Raw genomic sequence first — 17,131 nt, forward strand, 5'->3', positions numbered from 1 at the left:
AACTACTGTTTGTTTAAATTCTTGATTATACCGTTTTTGACTCATGATTCGGACACAACCTTTCGTTAGTTTAATATTAATGACTTAACCAAGTTGTGTCCATAAATCTATACTACATCTAATTATTCTATTTAGAATGTAGATTAATAGTAGAATTGATATGTTTTAGTTTGTTAAGTAATTGAGAAAAACCACCAATCAATTTCCTTCCTTTATCTTAACGGAGACCATGTTATCCCCATACAAAGCAAAGTAGAATAAAAGAATAAAAGTATTTGATCTTGCTTTAGAAGAGTATAAATAGATTTTTTTCAACCTTCATATTCATCTATAAAATAACCTATTCTTTTTTATAAAATCTATATTACCATTATTCCCTTAGCTTAGGCGATTAAACTTTTAGTGAATGATCAGTAATAGCTGTCTGTTCTTCAAAGACGAGTTCATAGGCGAACTTTCGTAAAAATCATCCCATTATTCAGGTGGATTCCTCATTCTCAACTGTTTTGCTAGATATTCCTTCCTTATATGAATAATTGTTTCCCTTATTCTTAAACTCTATTTTAATATTATGCATAACAAGCCCTGTACATTTATTTTGTATTTCAGAAATTATATGTATGAATGTGTAAGCGAATAGGTCTGATTTTATACTTAGACATAAAACTATATACACATATGTCATGGAAGTACTTCTATCATATCGTGTAATTCGTTGATAGATAATAGTGGATTTTTAGAAAACTAGGTTATTATCTAAGGCATGTCTAAAAGTGGATACATATAGATATAGTACAGAATATTAATAGGGTTAAATGGGGGGGAGTGACACGTGGAGATATATTTTCATAAAAGAGGAGAACACCTTTATGTTTAAATGGTTGGGATTGAAAGGAGTTAAAACTAAATATGGAACCCATGGTATTGATAACGAATTTGACATTTTTAACCTCGTTGGGTTTTATTTTATGGCGACCAAGAGGAATGAACGAAGCAATACCAGCAACGATTGGGGCAATGATTATTATATTTATTGGTAGTGTAACCTTCCAAGACTTAGGTGAAATAGTGAGTACAGTGACAGATGCAGCAATCACAATATTAGCAACGATTGTAATGGCAATCGTTTTAGAAAGTTTCGGATTTTTCCATTGGGTTGCTGAGAAACTAGCAGCACTAGCTAAAGGATCTGGGGTTCGTTTGTTTTGGTACGTCAACTTACTCAGTTTTTTAATGACGTTATTTTTTAATAACGATGGGAGTATTTTAATCACAACGCCGATATTAGTTATGTTGTTAAATAATATGGGTTTGAAAAATCACCAAAAAATACCTTATTTACTTTCGGGGGCATTAATCGCTACAGCATCAAGTGCTCCTATTGGGGTTAGCAATATTGTAAACTTAATTGCCCTGAAAATTGTTGATATGGATCTCTATTTACACACAGCTATGATGTTTTTTCCTGCAACTATTGGACTATTGTTTTTGGCTTGGCTGTTATTTTTACGATTTAAAAAGCATCTACCTAAAAAAGTTCCTATCAACGTAACCGGCCTAACACTACCTTCTTACCATCCACTTAAACCTGAAGTGATGCAGCATTCCTCAAATAAAGAACGAACAAAGTTAATGAGAAATATATTAATTTTTGTATTTGCTGTCCGTTGTAGTTTATTTGTAGCTTCCTATTTCAACATCCCCATTTCAATCATGGCCATTATCGGTTCTGTCGTTTTGCTTGGATGGAGATGGGCAAAGTTAAACACCTCTCCGACTGACATGCTGAAAAAAACGCCTTGGTATATTATTCTATTTGCCTTCAGTATGTACGTCATAATATACGGATTAAATAACATTGGCTTAACAGATGTCCTCATTCAAATAATAGAGCCACTTATGTCGGGTAGTTTACTGTTAGCAAGTATTTTAATGGGAAGCTTAATGTCTATCTTATCAAATATATTTAACAATCATCCCGCTTTAATGGTAGGTACACTGACCTTAACAAATATGGATTTGTCACCACTTGAGTTGAAAGTAGCATATTTGGCCAGTGTTATTGGAAGTGACATGGGATCATTATTATTTCCGATCGGGACATTGGCAACATTAATGTGGATGCATATCATTCGAAAGGGTGGGATTAAATTTAGCTGGTGGCATTATATAAAGGTAACGCTAATCATAATCCCGATTGCTACAATTTTTACGTTGGTAGTTTTATACTTCTGGGTTTCTTGGATTTTTACCGGAGCGTTACAATGATTTTCGTAGGATAAAGGAGATGTTGGAATGAAACATGACCTTGTTGATTTGATTGGCAAAGGTCTTGAGATCGAAATATCAGGATCAAAGCTTTGGAAAGGTATCCTTGTTGATGCAGGACAAGATATTCTCGTCATTTTTCATAGTGAAAAAAATGAATTTCTCTATATTCCCTTTTTACATGTTCAACGTATACGAGAATTAAATGAGATAGAAATAGAAAGTTTTCTGGAACCACCTTCTGAAAAACCAATTGAATTAGAATCCGTATCATTTAGAAAAATCTTAATGAATGCTAAGGGGGTATTTGTACAAATATATGTTACTGGCAACAAAGCGATTCATGGCTATTTAACAAGTATTATGAATGATTATTTTGTATTTCATTCACCAGTTTATAAGACGATGTACATTTCAATGAATCATGTAAAATGGTTGATTCCCTACCCTCATAATACGACCCCCTATTCTTTAACAAATCAAAATCAATATTTCACACCTCAAATCGCAACATTATCCAGATCCTTTGATGAACAGTTAAAAAAGTTTATCGGCAAGTTAATTATTCTAGATGGTGGTCACAATAAAGATAAAATTGGCTTATTACAAGATGTCCGAAATAACAAAATAGCTTTAATAACAGCTGAAAGTAACACGATGTACTGGAATTTGACTCATATTAAAACGGTTCAGTTTCCTTAAATAGGTTCTCTATCTCTATTAAAACATGGGCATAAACATATTTTTTACGCAATAGGTGATAGTTTAGTTGTTTTTTTATAAGGCACATATACTGTCAGTACAAGTGCATAAAAAAATTGAAAGGAGTTTCCATATGACGAAAACAGACTTCTTAGAAAATTTAATAGGCAGAGAAGTATATATAAACGGAAATGCAAATAAGAAGGGTCCGGATGCCCTATCAGGTACACTGTTAGATTGTAAAAAGGACTACATGGTTGTTTATACAGATAAAGGTGTCCAATATCTCCGTCGTGATCATATTAAAACAATTGCTGAAAACTTTAGTAACAGTAATAATCAACAGAACAATAGTAATGATGATGTAGAGTTTCTCAAGGCAAATAGCTTCCATGACCTATTAAAAAAATCAAGATATAAATATTGTGTTGTCAGCTCTGGCGGTCCGAACAAAGTCCAAGGCATTTTAGAAGATGCAGATGAAAACTTTGTAAGCATTGTAACTGAGGATGAATATGTACGGCTACCGCTATTCCATGTAAGAAGTATTAATTTTTCAGTACAAAACAATAACAAGAATGATAAAAACAATAAATAATATCAACGTTATTATAAAATGACAGGAGGATGTAAAATGTCGGAAAGAAGTTCAAATGGGAATTCTAAAAAGAAAAAAGTCGAAAAAAATAACTATGCGTCTTTATTGAATCAATATGTGACAATGAATGGAAATGGTCCAGAAAAAATTGAAGGTGTTTTATTAGGGGTAGGCAAAGAACACGTCGCATTAAAGTCTGATAATGGCATCATGTATTATAATTTAAGACACATTAAAAATATTTCGAATAATTTTCAAAACAATTCAAATGATACTACCTATGAATATGAAGTAGAAAGAGTCAATAGTTTTAAAGATGTGCTAAAAAAATTCCGTCATAAATGGGTAAAAATTAATGGTAGTAAAAAAGACGCGATTGAAGGATTCCTTAGTGAGGTTTTCGATGATCATGTAGTGATGATTAACAATGGAGAAGTATTTTATGTATTAATTTATCATATTAAAAATATTACTGAGGCAACAAAAAGCAATGACAATAATAATAACAATAATAATAACACACAACAACAATCCAATCAAAATAAAAATCAATCTAGTGAAAAACAATCTAATCCAAGTAGAAGAGCAGACTTCATCTTCAATAATCGAAATTTATTCAGACTATAAAATAAGCAAAATTTTAAGTTGTTTCCTCATTATAATTAAGAATACAAAAATAAGGCTCTGTATGAAACGTTTAAAGAGTATTCGGTACTCGATTATTATTCAGAGCCTTATATTGATGAATTTTATAGGCGGCATGTATTGTTACAGATCATCGAAAGGGGGGAATACACTTGAAAGATTTTAAGCAGTTTATCGGTAAGAACATGTATTTTAAATTGAACGGTGAAAATTCATTTGTCGGACGACTTGTCGATGCAGGAAATGATGTTGTTGTTATTTTTAATGGAGAAGATTTTGTCTATATATCTTTATATCATGTGCATAATTATCGTGTCTTAACAGATGTAGATTCAGAAATTCAAGAACCAAATTATCGTCCGACTATTCAAGATGAGTTACCGACGATTTCATTAAGGAAAATTGTGACGGCAGCAAAAGGAACTTTCTGTGAAGTTTATGTTGTAGGTAGATATCCAATTCAAGGATATATTAAAAGTATTATGAACGATTACATTGTATTTTACAGTCCAGTATATAAAGATGTCTACATCTCCTTCCGCCATTTAAAATGGTTAATTCCATATAATGCTTCAGAGACACCTTATGGTTTAGACTATGTGAAACTTTCTGCACCTGTACACAATCAGCCGCTATCAAGAACCCTAGAAGATCAGTTAAAGAAATTTATTGGAAAGTTAGTTGTTTTTAACTTTGGTGATCATGAAAATAAGATTGGTCGGTTATGCAGCGTTGAAAATGGACAAATTGAAATTATGAAAGCAAGAATGAGTAATTCTTATTTAAATATAAACCATGTCCAAACAATTCATTTTCCATAGGTTTGGTTTTTTAAATTAAGTGTTCTTTCCATTCCCAAAATTCCATAGAACATTGAAAGATAGATGATGATAAAACGACTGTATAATGAATCGTTAAAAAATAAGAAGGGAAGAATTGTAGACGCGTTCTCCCCTTCTTCTTGATAACTTAGAACTACTTTTAATGCGAAGTTGAAAGATTACTATTTCTTAATCCTAATTATATTATTTTAATAAATTACCACCAAAATCTTCTTCTACGACATTCGCAACGTCCAGTACCTCTGCGTCCAGTTCCGCCTCTGCCAGTCCCTCTTCTACCAGTGCCTCTTCTACCTGTTCCATGGTAGTGGTGATTGTAATGATCGTGGTAGTGATGGCCATGATGACGGTGCCCATGATGATGTCCAGTACCTCTGCGTCCAGTCCCTCTTCTACCTGTTCCATGGTAGTGGTGATTGTAATGATCGTGGTAGTGATGGCCATGATGACGGTGCCCATGATGATGTCCAGTACCTTTTGGCAATAAAAAGACCTCCTTTTTTAATAGAACTTCCTTATTAATAAATAAGGTGGGTTATACTATACGATATGAAATGATTGATTTCGTTGATTATACTCTTGTCCGTAAAGTTAACAATAATTTATTAATAGAACTAGAAATTATTGATCGTCATTGTTTAAAATTTTTAGCATCTTTTCTTGGAATCATTACATCTAGTTCCTTTACGTCCAGAACCCTTTCTACAGCAATTTTGACGTCCGGATCCCTTTCTACAACAACATTTACAATTAGATCCTCTTTTGCAACGACATTTACGTCCAGTGCCTTTCCCCGTACCTTTACCAGTGCCTTTTCCGTGTTTTTTACCAGTACCCTTTCCAGTACCTTTCCCAGTACCTTTACCAGTGCCTTTCCCAGTACCTTTTCCAGTACCCTTTCCGGTGCAAGATCCTTTTTTTCCTGAGAAAATAGTTTGTGTTAATAATGAATCAAGCCCTTTACTCTCTGCCTCTTTTATTAAATCTAGTACATTTGTGCTACTCAATTCCTTTCCCCTCCTTTAGAAACATCATCCTTTACAATAAAGGTACTATATAATATGGAATTGTTTTGTTGGTTGTATAAACTCTTGTCCATTTTTAGAAAAGTTATTATCAATTCTTTTAAACAAGACATAAAATGCAGTAACTATGAATAAAAGGGGAATAGTTGATGACACATGATATTCCTAAACTTAACCTGTTGATTAAAAATAGGCATTTAAGGAGACTGCAAAACGATGTTTGGAATGAAAGACTCCTTCCCTCTAAACTCGTGATAGATCACTATAAGTTTGATAGTGGGGTAACGTATCGGGGAGATCATGTCCGAGCTTTCACAAAAAAATCTTATCGCGTTGGTTTTAAACAATATAATGAAGTTTTTCAAGGTAATGAAATTCATCTAAATGCTGAATATCGTGACCCCTCGCTCATTCGTAATAAGCTGTCCTTCGACTTTTTTCATATAATAGGTGGACGTGCACCAAAAGCTCAACATGTTTTTCTTGAACTAAATGGAAAGTCACAAGGTATTTACTTACTAATTGAATCTGTTGATCGCCATTTTCTAAAGAACCGAAATTTACCTGATGGCCCAATATTTTATGCGACAACAAATAAAGCAACTTTTTCTTTATTTACAGCAGAAAACGAACCAAAAAAGTCACTACTTTCTGGGTATGAGTTAAAAGAAGGCAAAGAGAAGGATTTTGAAGACTTAGAGCAATTTCTGATAACACTCAATACGTATCCTCGAGAAGGATTTGGTCAGGAAATTGCAAGATATGTCGATGTACAAAAATATTTAACTTGGCTTTGTGGCATTGTATGTACACAAAATTTTGATGCTTTTATTCATAACTATGCATTATATAAAAATCGAGACACGGGTTTATATGAAATTATTCCGTGGGATTATGATGCTACATGGGGGAGGGATTGGGATGGTCTAAAAATGGAATATGATTATGTCCCGATAGAGGGATATAATACCTTGACTGCTCGGATACTTGATGTAAAACAATATCGTGAGCAATATCGCGATATGCTTGAAGAAATATTAAAAACGACTTTTACTACTGAGCGACTAGAACCAATCATTACTAATTTAATGAATCAAATAAAACCATATCTTCCATTTGATCCATATATTAATAGATTTTCAAATAAAAAATTAATGCGAGAACGAGACTATATTTTGCAGTTTATTGAAGATAGAAATCAATATCTTCGTGACGGATTAAAGAGTCTAACTTGAAAGGAGGAATAATGTTGAGACCAATTGTAGTAAAAGATACCAAAAAATATGGTAGAGGAGTTTTTGCCACACGTCTAATTAAAAAAGGTGAATTGATAGAAAGTGCACCGGCCATTATTATCCCTATGGAAGAATGGGAGAATATGAAAGATAGCATTCTATCAAACTATGTTTTTCGCTGGAAAAAAGATAAAGCAATCGTACTAGGATACGGTCTATTATATAACCATTCTTATTCCCCAAACGCTTATTATATTACCAATTTCGATCATTATTCAATCGATTTTTATGCAAGAAGAGATATTCATAAAGGGGAGGAGATAAAGGTAAATTATAACGGGGATCCATTAGATCAGACACCAGTATGGTTTGATGTAATTGAATGATTGATTCAAAAGAACAAACTTCATTAAAAAATGGGCCTATTAGCCTTTATGGATAGGCCCTAATCACATTTTTATAGTTTTATTCTTTCGACTGCGTATAATCCATCCAAGTAATAATTTCTGGTGTATATAACAAGGCTGAATTAATTTTCTCTTCTAACGTTAAGTTTTCTTCCTGTCGTAAGTCTTGTTGTTGATCACGTTCTTTTTTGGTTCGTTTTTCCAAAAGTTCTCCACCTTTCTATAAATGTCCTACGATTATTAGTCTTTCGTTTAGGTGGAAAAATAATCACAAAATTTTACGAAATTCATCTATAATGTTCGTTCGAATTTTTTTGGTGCTTTCTTAAAGCGATATAAGTAACGCCAATAAATAAAAAGATCATGATAACTGATAAAGCACTTGCATAAATAGCGGCTTTTGATTCGCCTCCAGGGCCACCATATTCAGAATGGGCAGTATGGGAATCGTGTGAACTAGTATCAGGATGATCTTGATGTTCTCCATGATGAAGTGGTTCATTATCCTCATTTTCCGAATGATTTGCAACAATGATGTCACCTTGATTGTGATGATTTATTGTTAATATCATTTCATCATTTATACGATATGTGTTTTCTTGATCTTTCATTTGAGCAAAAGTCGTCGAATTAGGAGAAACAAGTAAGATTAATGTTAGCAAAAAAAAGAGTGTCATAAATTTTCTCAAGAGTATCTCTCCCTTTATTCATTATTCATCTAACTGTACATATTTTAACATGTTTTCTTCATGGATTTTCTAACATATTTGTGTCCTTTTTCATTGCACAAATGTATATCATTGCATGTTAGAATTGGGGTGATGATAATATAAATGAACTGATCTTTTATTGAGGAGTTGAGAGCAGTTAATCGTTAACCTAAAAGAAAAAATGATTAAAGATATGTGCGGTACGGTCTCTTATAAAAAGATTTTTCCTTAATATCTATTGGACAAACGAAATCCGTACAAATGATTAAAATGGTTGCCAGAGGTACAATTAAAGAGAAGATTTACAACTCACAGAAGCAGATGTATTGAAAAATAAACAAATTAGTAAGCTCTTTAATCCATTAGATATAAATGGCAGGGAGCTTTTGAGGTGTTTCTGCTGGGAGCCTCGAGGTGGTGCCCAAACTTGCCTGCGGAAAGTTAGCGGTGCTACCTGCCAGATTGCATTTGTTTTTTGACACTATATTCATAATGTGTATACGCTTTCAACATTTAATACACTACTTCATTATTATTTTTTATATCCACATTTTTATCAGGGAACAATAGGCTAAATACAATACCAAAAAATGCTGCAATAAAGAACGTTGTAAAACGTGACGTTATGATTTCTTCCAATGGCGTACTAATCCATAGGATGGTGGCTAAAAAACCTGAAATAATCGTGGCGATTACACCTACACCTGAGTATTTTTTCCAGAAGAATGTCATTAAAATTGCTGGGGATAATGTACAACCGATTCCTGCCCATGACCAGCTTACAATGAGATAGACTAAAGAATCTGATACAAGTGCAATAATCATCCCAACAATCCCGAAAAAGGCAACAGATATTCTTGATAACCAGAGCAGTTGTTTTTCCGTAAGTTTTATCCCCATCGCTTTATGTATAATATCTTCAGTAACGGAACTAGTTACGACAAGAATCTGTGAGTTTGCTGTAGTGATAATTGCAGCTAACACTCCGGCTAGAATAATTCCGGCAATCCATGGGGGCATTAATTGTAGGATCATTGTTGGAAGAATGGTTTCAACATCTGCGAAAGATCCTTGATCATACATTGTAATTGCCGCTATACCAATGGAGAATGCACCGGTATAAGCAAGAAATGTCCAAATGGTGGCGACAGTTGTTCCCATATTGGCTTCTTTTTCGTTTTTTAATGCCATAAATCGCGCACTAAGCTGGGGTTGGCCGCCTAAAAATCCAAAAAACCATGAAAAGTTATTGAAAAATAAAACGCCTATCGAAAATCCTGTTAATCCGCCGAACCAAGAGTTAAATTCACTACCAGCCTCGGCTAAAGATTGGCTAACCGATAAATCATTTGTGGCGATATAAATGAAAGCTATAATGGGTAACCCCACTAATGTAATTAACATCATAATACTTTGAATCATATCCGTCCAAACGACAGAGATAAAACCTCCTGCAAAAGCGGTAAAAATAATGACGAACGTGGCAAGGATCACACCTGAAATAAAAGGCAATTCAAAGGTTGTAAATAACAGTTTTCCTGCTCCTGCCATTTGCGCACCGATGTAGAAGATCATCATTCCAGATATTAATAACCCTGCCAACCAACGAATGATCTTGGCTTTATCTCCGAATCGTATAGCTAAATAATCTGGAACTGTTAATACTTTATATTTTTCTTGTTCACGCATAAATCGTTTTGCTAAAAATAGCCAGGAAAAAATGATTCCAACAGCAATTCCAATGGCAACCCATATTCCTGCAAGCCCAGTCGTAAATACGAAACCTGTATATCCTAACAACAACCAGGCTGATTCACCGGTTGCCCTTTCTGAAAATGCCAAAGCCCATCCAGGTAACTTTTTCCCACCTAAAAGAAAGTCTTCTTGGTTCCTAACCTTTTTACTTAGCGTAAATCCAATAATAGAAATTACAACGCAATACAATAAAAATTCAAATAAGATGATATTCATTTCATTCCTCCTTTTATTTTGACTGAACTGTCAACGTATGAGCTCATATAATTCTAGTTTTATATTCAGAATATTCGGATATATAAATTTATTTTTATGTATCTTATCCAGTCTGTCTATAGGCAAAACAAACAAATAATAAGATATATCAATTGTTTGAACGAGGAATTTTCCACTATCTTAAAGGGAAAATTGAGAGGAATCGAAGGTTTTCATATTGTATAATTTGCATAAATATGAAATACAATAAAAATATAATAGACTTTCATAACCGTTATGGTAAGTTTCTAGCTTTTTATTAACTTGTTTGGAAATTTTCGTAATATTTAAGGACAAGATAAAAAAGAAGACAATGGTCAAAAGATTTAATATTAAGACCAGTGATCGTTTCTATTTTTTGGAGTCGGTAAATTAACGTATTGCGATGAATATATAGTTTTTTAGCTGCTTTTGACATATTCATATTCGTATCACAAAAGGTAAGGAAGGTTTTCGCTAATTCTGTAAAGTGATCATCTTCTGTTAAGGACTTTAACCGAATTAATAATTTATTAAAAAAATTCGTTTCTATATAACGAGGAAGGATTTCTAATAAAATTTTCCAGTTATAAAAGCTATAAATTCTAGGTTTAATACCTAATGATTTTCCATAGTTTAAAAGTCTTTCAGCTTCCTGATAGGAGTGATAGATTTCTTCAATCGAATGTCGCCAATTCCCAACGGCAACTGCTAGATTTTTGACTCCTAGTAAATGAGAATGGCTCATCAACTGATTGCTTTGCTTTTCAAAGTGGCTAATAAAGTCTAAATAATCTTCCTCACTTAACAACGGTTTTAATAAGATAATTCTTTCCGCATGAAGAAAAGTAAGAAGTACATTTTCATTACATTGATATGTTGTCTTTATTAACTCTAGTAACTTATTTTTTATTTCTTCAGATTGAACGTTCTGTTCGAGCCACATGGAATCCAATATATCGATGACGATACAACAATACTTAGAATCGAATTTAATGTTAAACATATTACAATACTGTTGAATTCGTTCTCTATTTGGTTGTTCATTTAACAATACGTATTGAGCAAAGGTTTCTAAAGTTTTTTTATGCATATATTTTGTTTGATTTAATACAGTATCTTGCCACTGCATTTCCACATATCGCTTAATTAACTGTGCATAAGGCTTTACTTGATCAGGGGGACCGATTATTCCTAAAACTCCTATTATTTTATGATTAAAATTTAATGGAACAGCAATGCCTGGAAGAACATTATCCATATCTTTAACCCGTTCTTCTTCAAAAACGATCGGTCGATTTTTCTTAATCACTTCTTTTGATGGAGAGTGAATTGTCCCGATTCGTTCTGGAATTGTTGAACCAATAATATTCCCTTCTTCGTCACTTAAACTGATCGGAAAAGGTAAAATATCAGAAGCTGCATTCACTACTTTTTGTGCAAATTGTACAAAAAACTTCATGCCATTTCCTCCTTGTTTCTTTATAAAACCTAACATTATAATACAATGGCATTTTAATTCTGAAAATAAAAAATATTTAATTTTTTAGTCAATTTGTATATAGAAAAATGAACGGAGAATGTTTATAAGTAAAATGAAGGATTCCCTTACTCTTCTTTAAAAAGGAGGTATATTTATTGTACCAAACCGATATTATTATTGTTGGCGGAGGCGTAATAGGTTCTAGTATTGCATATAATTTGTTAAATGATGGTTATTCAGGTGATATTACGATTTTTGAAAAAGATGCAAGCTATGAATATGCATCGACACCTAGAAGTGCTGGAGGTATTAGACAACTGTATACGACACCGATTAATGTACTAATTAGTCGTTATAGTTTAAGAAAATATTTAACGTTTGCAAACGATATGGCAGTAGGTTCGGAAAAAGCCGAAATAGATTTTAAACAGAGAGGGTACTTGTTACTTGGAAATAAGAAGAACATAGAGTTTTTAAAGAAGCAGCATTTGATGCAAAAAGAACTTGGTGTTCCTTCGGAAATTCTCACAAAAGAAGAAATGCAAGATATCATTCCTGAATTGAATGTTGAAGATTTAGAAGGTGGTCTATATTGTAAGGAAGATGGTTATCTAGATCCTTACTCCGTTTTACAAGGTTATGTACGAAAAACGAAACAGCTTGGGGGAAAATATGTATATGAAGAGGTAGATACCATTTTACGTGATGATGAAAAGATCATAGGCGTTCGTTTAAAAAACGGCGATGAGTTCTTTGCCCCCATAGTCATTAATTGTGCTGGGGCCTGGGCTCCGAAATTAAGTAAAAAAATGGGACTACCTATTCCGGTTGTTCCTTTAAAAAGAATGATTACTGTTTTTGATATTGCCGTTCCCTTAAAGAAGAAAACACCTTTAACTGTGGATCCAACAGGTGTGTATTTTCGTCATGAAGGGGAAGCTTTCATTACAGGATTTGCAGAAGAGGTAAAACCAGGAATTGATTTTCATTGGAATCGTTCGCTTTTTGAAGACAAACTATGGCCTATTTTAGCTGACCGTGTCCCAAATTTTGCACAGGCTAAAGTTGTTCGTGGTTGGTCTGGTCTTTATGATCATAATACAAAGGATCAAAATGCGATTATTGGTCAACATCCAGAATTGCGAGGATATTATTTGGCCTGTGGTTTCAGCGGCCATGGCATGCAACAAGCCCCGGCAATTGGGAAAGCGTTATCCGAATTTATTCGTCTAGGTAGATACGAAACGTTGGATTTATCACCATTATCTTTTGAACGATTTGCAAAAAATGAATTAGTTATGGAAGAAGGAGTTTACTAGATTAAAATTATCTTTCCATTAGGAGGAGAGAAAAATTTGTTATTTTTAAATCAGTGGGATATGAAAGAAGCTATGACAATGAAAGAAACTATAGATGCAATCGATCTTGCATATAAGATATATGAATCTAACAATTTTCAAATGCCTACACGGATGCAGGTCATTGAAGGAGAAAACACTTTAGTTTTAATGCCTTGCATGACCTCTAGCGCAATAGGGACTAAACTTGTTACTGTCTTTCCAAAAAATACTTCAGTTCCCACCTTACATAGTTTAGTCATTTTGAACAGTAGTGATACAGGAGAAATTAAGGCGATTCTTGACGGAAGTTTTTTGACAGGATTTCGTACCGGAGCGATTGGCGGATCAGCAGTGCGACATTTAGCAAAGGCAGATGTACAATCGTTAGCTTTAATCGGTACAGGAGTTCAAGGCTTATATCAAGCAATTGCTGTATGTACAGAACGGTCTATAACAGATATTTATTTGTATAACCGTACCAATGAGAAAATACCTCCATTTATTGAGCAATTGAAACAGTGGATTAAATCTTCGGTTAATTTTCATACATGTCAAACTGTTGAAGAAGCTATTGAAAATGCAGAAATTGTTGTGACAGCGACCACATCAGAAAAACCTGTATTGCCTGATAAACAAGAATTATTAATAGGGAAATTGTTTATTGGTATCGGCTCTTTTCAGTCTACGATGCGCGAGTTTCCTGATTCCCTCTATAAAGTAACTAAGCAAATCATTGTTGATAGTGAAGATGCCGTAAAAGAATCTGGTGATATCATTATGCCATTAAAACATGGCTGGATTGATGAAGGTTCTATAATTACGATGTCTCAATATCTATATAAAAAAGGAAAAAGGAACAATGATGGAAATAGTGTTGTATTTAAATCAACTGGTATGGCCCTCTTCGATGTTGTGACGGCAAATATGATTTATCAACGAGCAGTGAAAAAGGGACTTGGTACGAAACTAAATTTGGCATAGTTTTAAAGAGTATAGGTGGGGATGAACTTAACTTTTTGGGGGGAGTTTGATGGATGGTTATCTTTGGGCATCGGAACGGATAAAAACATTACCTCCGTATATATTTTCTGATTTTGAAAGAAAAAAGGTTGAGCTCCAGGCCAAAGGAGTCGACGTTATTGACTTAGGAATTGGTGCGCCCGATTTACCAACACCAGATTTTGTTTCTGATGTATTAAAAGAAGAAGCGAAAAAACCAGAAAATCACCGTTATTCTAGTTACAAAGGTTGCCGAGAGTTTCGACAGGCGGTCAGTGAATTTTATGAAAAAAGGTATGGGGTAAAACTGGATCCGGAAACAGAGGTGCTAACATTAATCGGATCAAAAGAAGGAATTGTTCATCTTATTCAAGCGATGATCAATCCCGGCGAAAAAGTAATTATACCTGACCCTGGTTATCCAGTTTATCAAACAGCGGTTCATTTGGCTGGAGGAGAAAGTATTCCTTTGCCATTAGATGAAAGGAAAGGATTTGTCCCACAATTTGAACGCTTAAAAGAAGCGGATATCAGGGATGCAAAACTCATATTTTTAAACTATCCGAGTAATCCAACTGCTGCTACTGTAGAACTTGATACATTTAAGAAAGCGATTACCTTTGCTGGTGAACATAATATCTTCCTTGCTCATGATGCGGCTTATGACCTTGTTACATTTAACGGATACAAAGCTCCAAGTGTTATGCAAGTGCCGGGTGCAAAAGATATTGCGGTGGAATTTGGTTCTTTATCAAAAAGTTATAACATGACAGGATGGCGAATTGGATATGTAGTTGGTAATAAAGAAGTCGTTCATTTGTTGACGACATTAAAAAGTAATGTAGATACTAGCCAGTTTTTGGCTATTCAAAAGGCTGCAGCTGCAGCATTAAAAAGCGATCATTCTGCTGTACGTCAAAATAATAACATTCTCCAAAAGCGGATGGAAAAATTTTATTCAGCTTTAAAAGATATCGGGTTTCAATTAGAGAAACCACGTGGAACAATCTTTTTATGGGTAAAAGTACCCGATCAGTACACGTCCATGACGTTTACAAACTTCCTTCTAGAAAAAGCTGGAATTATTGTAACTCCGGGAAATGTTTTTGGAAAGGGTGGTGAAGGATATATTAGAATTTCGTTATCGGTTAAAGAGGAGAGAATTGATGAGGCAATCAGAAGATTGAAGAGACTGCAGTTTTAGGGGGAGTGAGATGAACGAAAAAAGGGATCAAGTTGCCAAACAGATAAAACAAATGACCTGTGCTCAAGCTATCGTGGAATGTATGAAACGTGAAGGGATATCAAAAGTTTTTTGTGTACCTGGAGAAAGTTATTTACCACTGTTAGATGCTCTATATGACGAAGAATCAATTGATTTAATTTCATGTCGTCATGAGGGTGGAGCAGCGTTTATGGCTGAAGGATATGCGAAAGCATCGCTTACACCCGGCGTCGTAATGGCTACAAGAGGGGTAGGTGGTAATAATTTAGGAATTGGGATTCATACAGCGTATCAGGATTCGACTCCACTTGTCGTTTTCTTAGGTCAAGTTAGTACAAAGTTTAGAGGAAGAGAAGGTTTTCAAGAAATAGATTTAGATCGATATTTTCAACATATTGCTAAATGGACTGTTGAGATTCATGATCCAGAGCGTATTGTAGAACTTGTTACAAGAGCTTTCCGTATTGCTCGATCTGGAAGACCGGGACCAGTAGTTGTTTCACTTCCTGAAGATGTTCTTCCGGTACATGTAGAGATTCCATTTGGCCCTGTATCTAATATACCGAAGCCGGCTCCTTCTAAACATGAGTTAAACATATTTGCCAAAATGCTTTCTCAGGCTCAAAAACCACTTATTATTGCAGGAGGTGGTGTGAAACAGGCCAAAGCCGAGCACTTGTTACAAACTTTCGCAGAAAAACTTAACCTCCCAGTCCTTGCATCTTTTAGGCGGCATGATGTTTTCTCAAATAACCATCCCCTTTATGTCGGGCACTTAGGTTTAGGAACAGCGAAAGAAATATTAAATACTGTACATGAAGCCGACTTAATTATAGCGATGGGAACAAGGCTATCAGAAGTTACGACACAGGATTATTCCATCATTAACTTTGAGAAAAAGCTGATCCATATTGACATTGATTTTGACACTTTGGGAAAGGTTTTTCCTCCCGATTTAGGGATTGTTGCTGATATGAAGGAAGCTTTACATCTTTTATGTGAGCTAAAAATAGAACCAACATGGAAATCATGGGTTGAATGTAGGAGAAAAGCATACGAGTTTACTAGTAAACTAGAAATAAAGGCAAGTTCTGATATCAATTGTCAGGTAATATCGCTTTTAATGGAAAAATTACCTAGAGATGCTCTATTAACTAATGATGCAGGAAACTTTGCCGGATGGCTTCACAAGTATTATTCCTTCTGTGAAAGACATACTTATATTGGCCCAACTTCTGGGGCAATGGGTTATGGTATGCCGGCAGCTCTTGGTGCCAAGCTAGCTCATCCGGATAAAACAGTCGTTTCTTTATCCGGCGATGGTGGGTTTATGATGACCATTCAAGAGATTGAAACGGCTGTTCGTTACAAAATTCCTATTATCGCTTTAGTTTTCAATAATCAAATGTATGGAACAATTCGAATGCATCAAGAAATTCATTTTCCTGAGCGGGTCATTGCCACTGATCTAGGTCATGTGTCTTTTAAAGATGTCGCTATTCATATGGGTGCAGATGGATATTTGGTTGAGACAGCCGAAGCGTTTGCAAAAGCTTTAGAACTTGCGTTACAAGCAAATACGATATCGGTAATTGAAATCTTAATGGAAAGAGAAAAAATTTCTGTTACGTCTACGATTGAACAATTGAGAAATCAATAATTA

17 protein-coding genes are annotated in these 17,131 nt (G+C 34.4%); 11 read left to right on the forward strand and 6 right to left on the reverse strand.

Going from position 1 to position 17,131, the window contains the following annotated elements:
- Positions 1 to 918 precede the first annotated feature (918 nt).
- The 5 genes from OEV82_RS02965 (at position 919) to OEV82_RS02985 (ending at position 5,034) form a co-directional block, all read left to right on the forward strand.
- Complete coding sequence (locus tag OEV82_RS02965; RefSeq protein ID WP_407672735.1) at positions 919 to 2,268, forward strand: arsenic transporter; 1,350 nt, start codon at positions 919 to 921, stop codon at positions 2,266 to 2,268.
- A 27-nt stretch (positions 2,269 to 2,295) separates the two neighbouring features.
- Positions 2,296 to 2,970: a DUF2642 domain-containing protein gene (locus OEV82_RS02970; RefSeq protein ID WP_263060960.1), complete on the forward strand. Its 675-nt coding sequence runs from the start codon at positions 2,296 to 2,298 to the stop codon at positions 2,968 to 2,970.
- A 133-nt stretch (positions 2,971 to 3,103) separates the two neighbouring features.
- Positions 3,104 to 3,568, forward strand: coding sequence for a hypothetical protein (locus OEV82_RS02975; protein ID WP_263060961.1), 465 nt, complete (start codon positions 3,104 to 3,106; stop codon positions 3,566 to 3,568).
- A gap of 36 nt (positions 3,569 to 3,604) precedes the next feature.
- Positions 3,605 to 4,195 (forward strand): hypothetical protein, encoded by a 591-nt coding sequence (locus OEV82_RS02980; RefSeq protein WP_173660633.1) that lies wholly within the window; start codon positions 3,605 to 3,607, stop codon positions 4,193 to 4,195.
- 170 nt (positions 4,196 to 4,365) lie between these two features.
- A complete protein-coding gene (locus OEV82_RS02985; RefSeq protein WP_263060963.1) occupies positions 4,366 to 5,034 on the forward strand; it encodes a DUF2642 domain-containing protein in 669 nt (222 codons plus the stop codon).
- 217 nt (positions 5,035 to 5,251) lie between these two features.
- On the opposite strand, the gene OEV82_RS02990 is transcribed toward OEV82_RS02985, so the two are convergent.
- Together OEV82_RS02990 and OEV82_RS02995 are read right to left on the reverse strand one after the other, a co-directional pair.
- The gene (locus OEV82_RS02990) at positions 5,252 to 5,539 is read right to left on the reverse strand and encodes a hypothetical protein (RefSeq protein WP_263060964.1); all 288 of its coding nucleotides are present in this window, start codon (positions 5,537 to 5,539) and stop codon (positions 5,252 to 5,254) included.
- Between the two features lie 163 nt (positions 5,540 to 5,702).
- Positions 5,703 to 6,062, reverse strand: a complete 360-nt coding sequence (locus OEV82_RS02995; RefSeq protein WP_263060965.1) for a hypothetical protein — start codon at positions 6,060 to 6,062, stop codon at positions 5,703 to 5,705.
- 167 nt (positions 6,063 to 6,229) lie between these two features.
- Here OEV82_RS02995 and OEV82_RS03000 point away from each other — a divergent pair, with 167 nt between their 5' ends.
- Entirely contained in the window at positions 6,230 to 7,315 is a 1,086-nt protein-coding gene (locus OEV82_RS03000; RefSeq protein ID WP_263060966.1) for a CotH kinase family protein, read from the forward strand.
- Between the two features lie 14 nt (positions 7,316 to 7,329).
- The gene (locus tag OEV82_RS03005; RefSeq protein WP_263114915.1) at positions 7,330 to 7,701 is read left to right on the forward strand and encodes an SET domain-containing protein; all 372 of its coding nucleotides are present in this window, start codon (positions 7,330 to 7,332) and stop codon (positions 7,699 to 7,701) included.
- A 79-nt stretch (positions 7,702 to 7,780) separates the two neighbouring features.
- Here OEV82_RS03005 and OEV82_RS03010 read toward each other — a convergent pair whose 3' ends face one another.
- From OEV82_RS03010 to OEV82_RS03025, 4 genes are all read right to left on the reverse strand, one after another.
- A complete protein-coding gene (locus OEV82_RS03010; RefSeq protein ID WP_173658950.1) occupies positions 7,781 to 7,927 on the reverse strand; it encodes a hypothetical protein in 147 nt (48 codons plus the stop codon).
- Positions 7,928 to 8,009: 82 nt separating this feature from the next.
- Positions 8,010 to 8,411 carry a hypothetical protein gene (locus OEV82_RS03015; RefSeq protein WP_263060968.1) on the reverse strand — a complete coding sequence of 134 codons (402 nt, stop codon included), beginning with the start codon at positions 8,409 to 8,411 and terminating at the stop codon, positions 8,010 to 8,012.
- A gap of 534 nt (positions 8,412 to 8,945) precedes the next feature.
- Positions 8,946 to 10,403, reverse strand: coding sequence for a sodium/proline symporter (locus tag OEV82_RS03020; RefSeq protein WP_263060969.1), 1,458 nt, complete (start codon positions 10,401 to 10,403; stop codon positions 8,946 to 8,948).
- 298 nt (positions 10,404 to 10,701) lie between these two features.
- Positions 10,702 to 11,883, reverse strand: a complete 1,182-nt coding sequence (locus OEV82_RS03025; RefSeq protein ID WP_263060970.1) for a CdaR family transcriptional regulator — start codon at positions 11,881 to 11,883, stop codon at positions 10,702 to 10,704.
- 176 nt (positions 11,884 to 12,059) lie between these two features.
- Here OEV82_RS03025 and OEV82_RS03030 point away from each other — a divergent pair, with 176 nt between their 5' ends.
- The 4 genes from OEV82_RS03030 to OEV82_RS03045 are packed head-to-tail and all read left to right on the forward strand — an operon-like array spanning position 12,060 to position 17,128.
- On the forward strand, positions 12,060 to 13,223 hold the full coding sequence (locus OEV82_RS03030; RefSeq protein ID WP_263060971.1) for an NAD(P)/FAD-dependent oxidoreductase: 1,164 nt from the start codon (positions 12,060 to 12,062) through the stop codon (positions 13,221 to 13,223).
- Positions 13,224 to 13,259: 36 nt separating this feature from the next.
- On the forward strand, positions 13,260 to 14,225 hold the full coding sequence (locus tag OEV82_RS03035; protein WP_263060972.1) for an ornithine cyclodeaminase family protein: 966 nt from the start codon (positions 13,260 to 13,262) through the stop codon (positions 14,223 to 14,225).
- 49 nt (positions 14,226 to 14,274) lie between these two features.
- A complete protein-coding gene (locus tag OEV82_RS03040; RefSeq protein WP_263060973.1) occupies positions 14,275 to 15,447 on the forward strand; it encodes an LL-diaminopimelate aminotransferase in 1,173 nt (390 codons plus the stop codon).
- A 10-nt stretch (positions 15,448 to 15,457) separates the two neighbouring features.
- Positions 15,458 to 17,128, forward strand: coding sequence for a thiamine pyrophosphate-dependent enzyme (locus tag OEV82_RS03045; RefSeq protein ID WP_263060974.1), 1,671 nt, complete (start codon positions 15,458 to 15,460; stop codon positions 17,126 to 17,128).
- Positions 17,129 to 17,131 lie beyond the last annotated feature (3 nt).

This window comes from Pallidibacillus thermolactis (assembly GCF_025660415.1).
Lineage (GTDB): Bacteria > Bacillota > Bacilli > Bacillales > Caldibacillaceae > Pallidibacillus > Pallidibacillus thermolactis.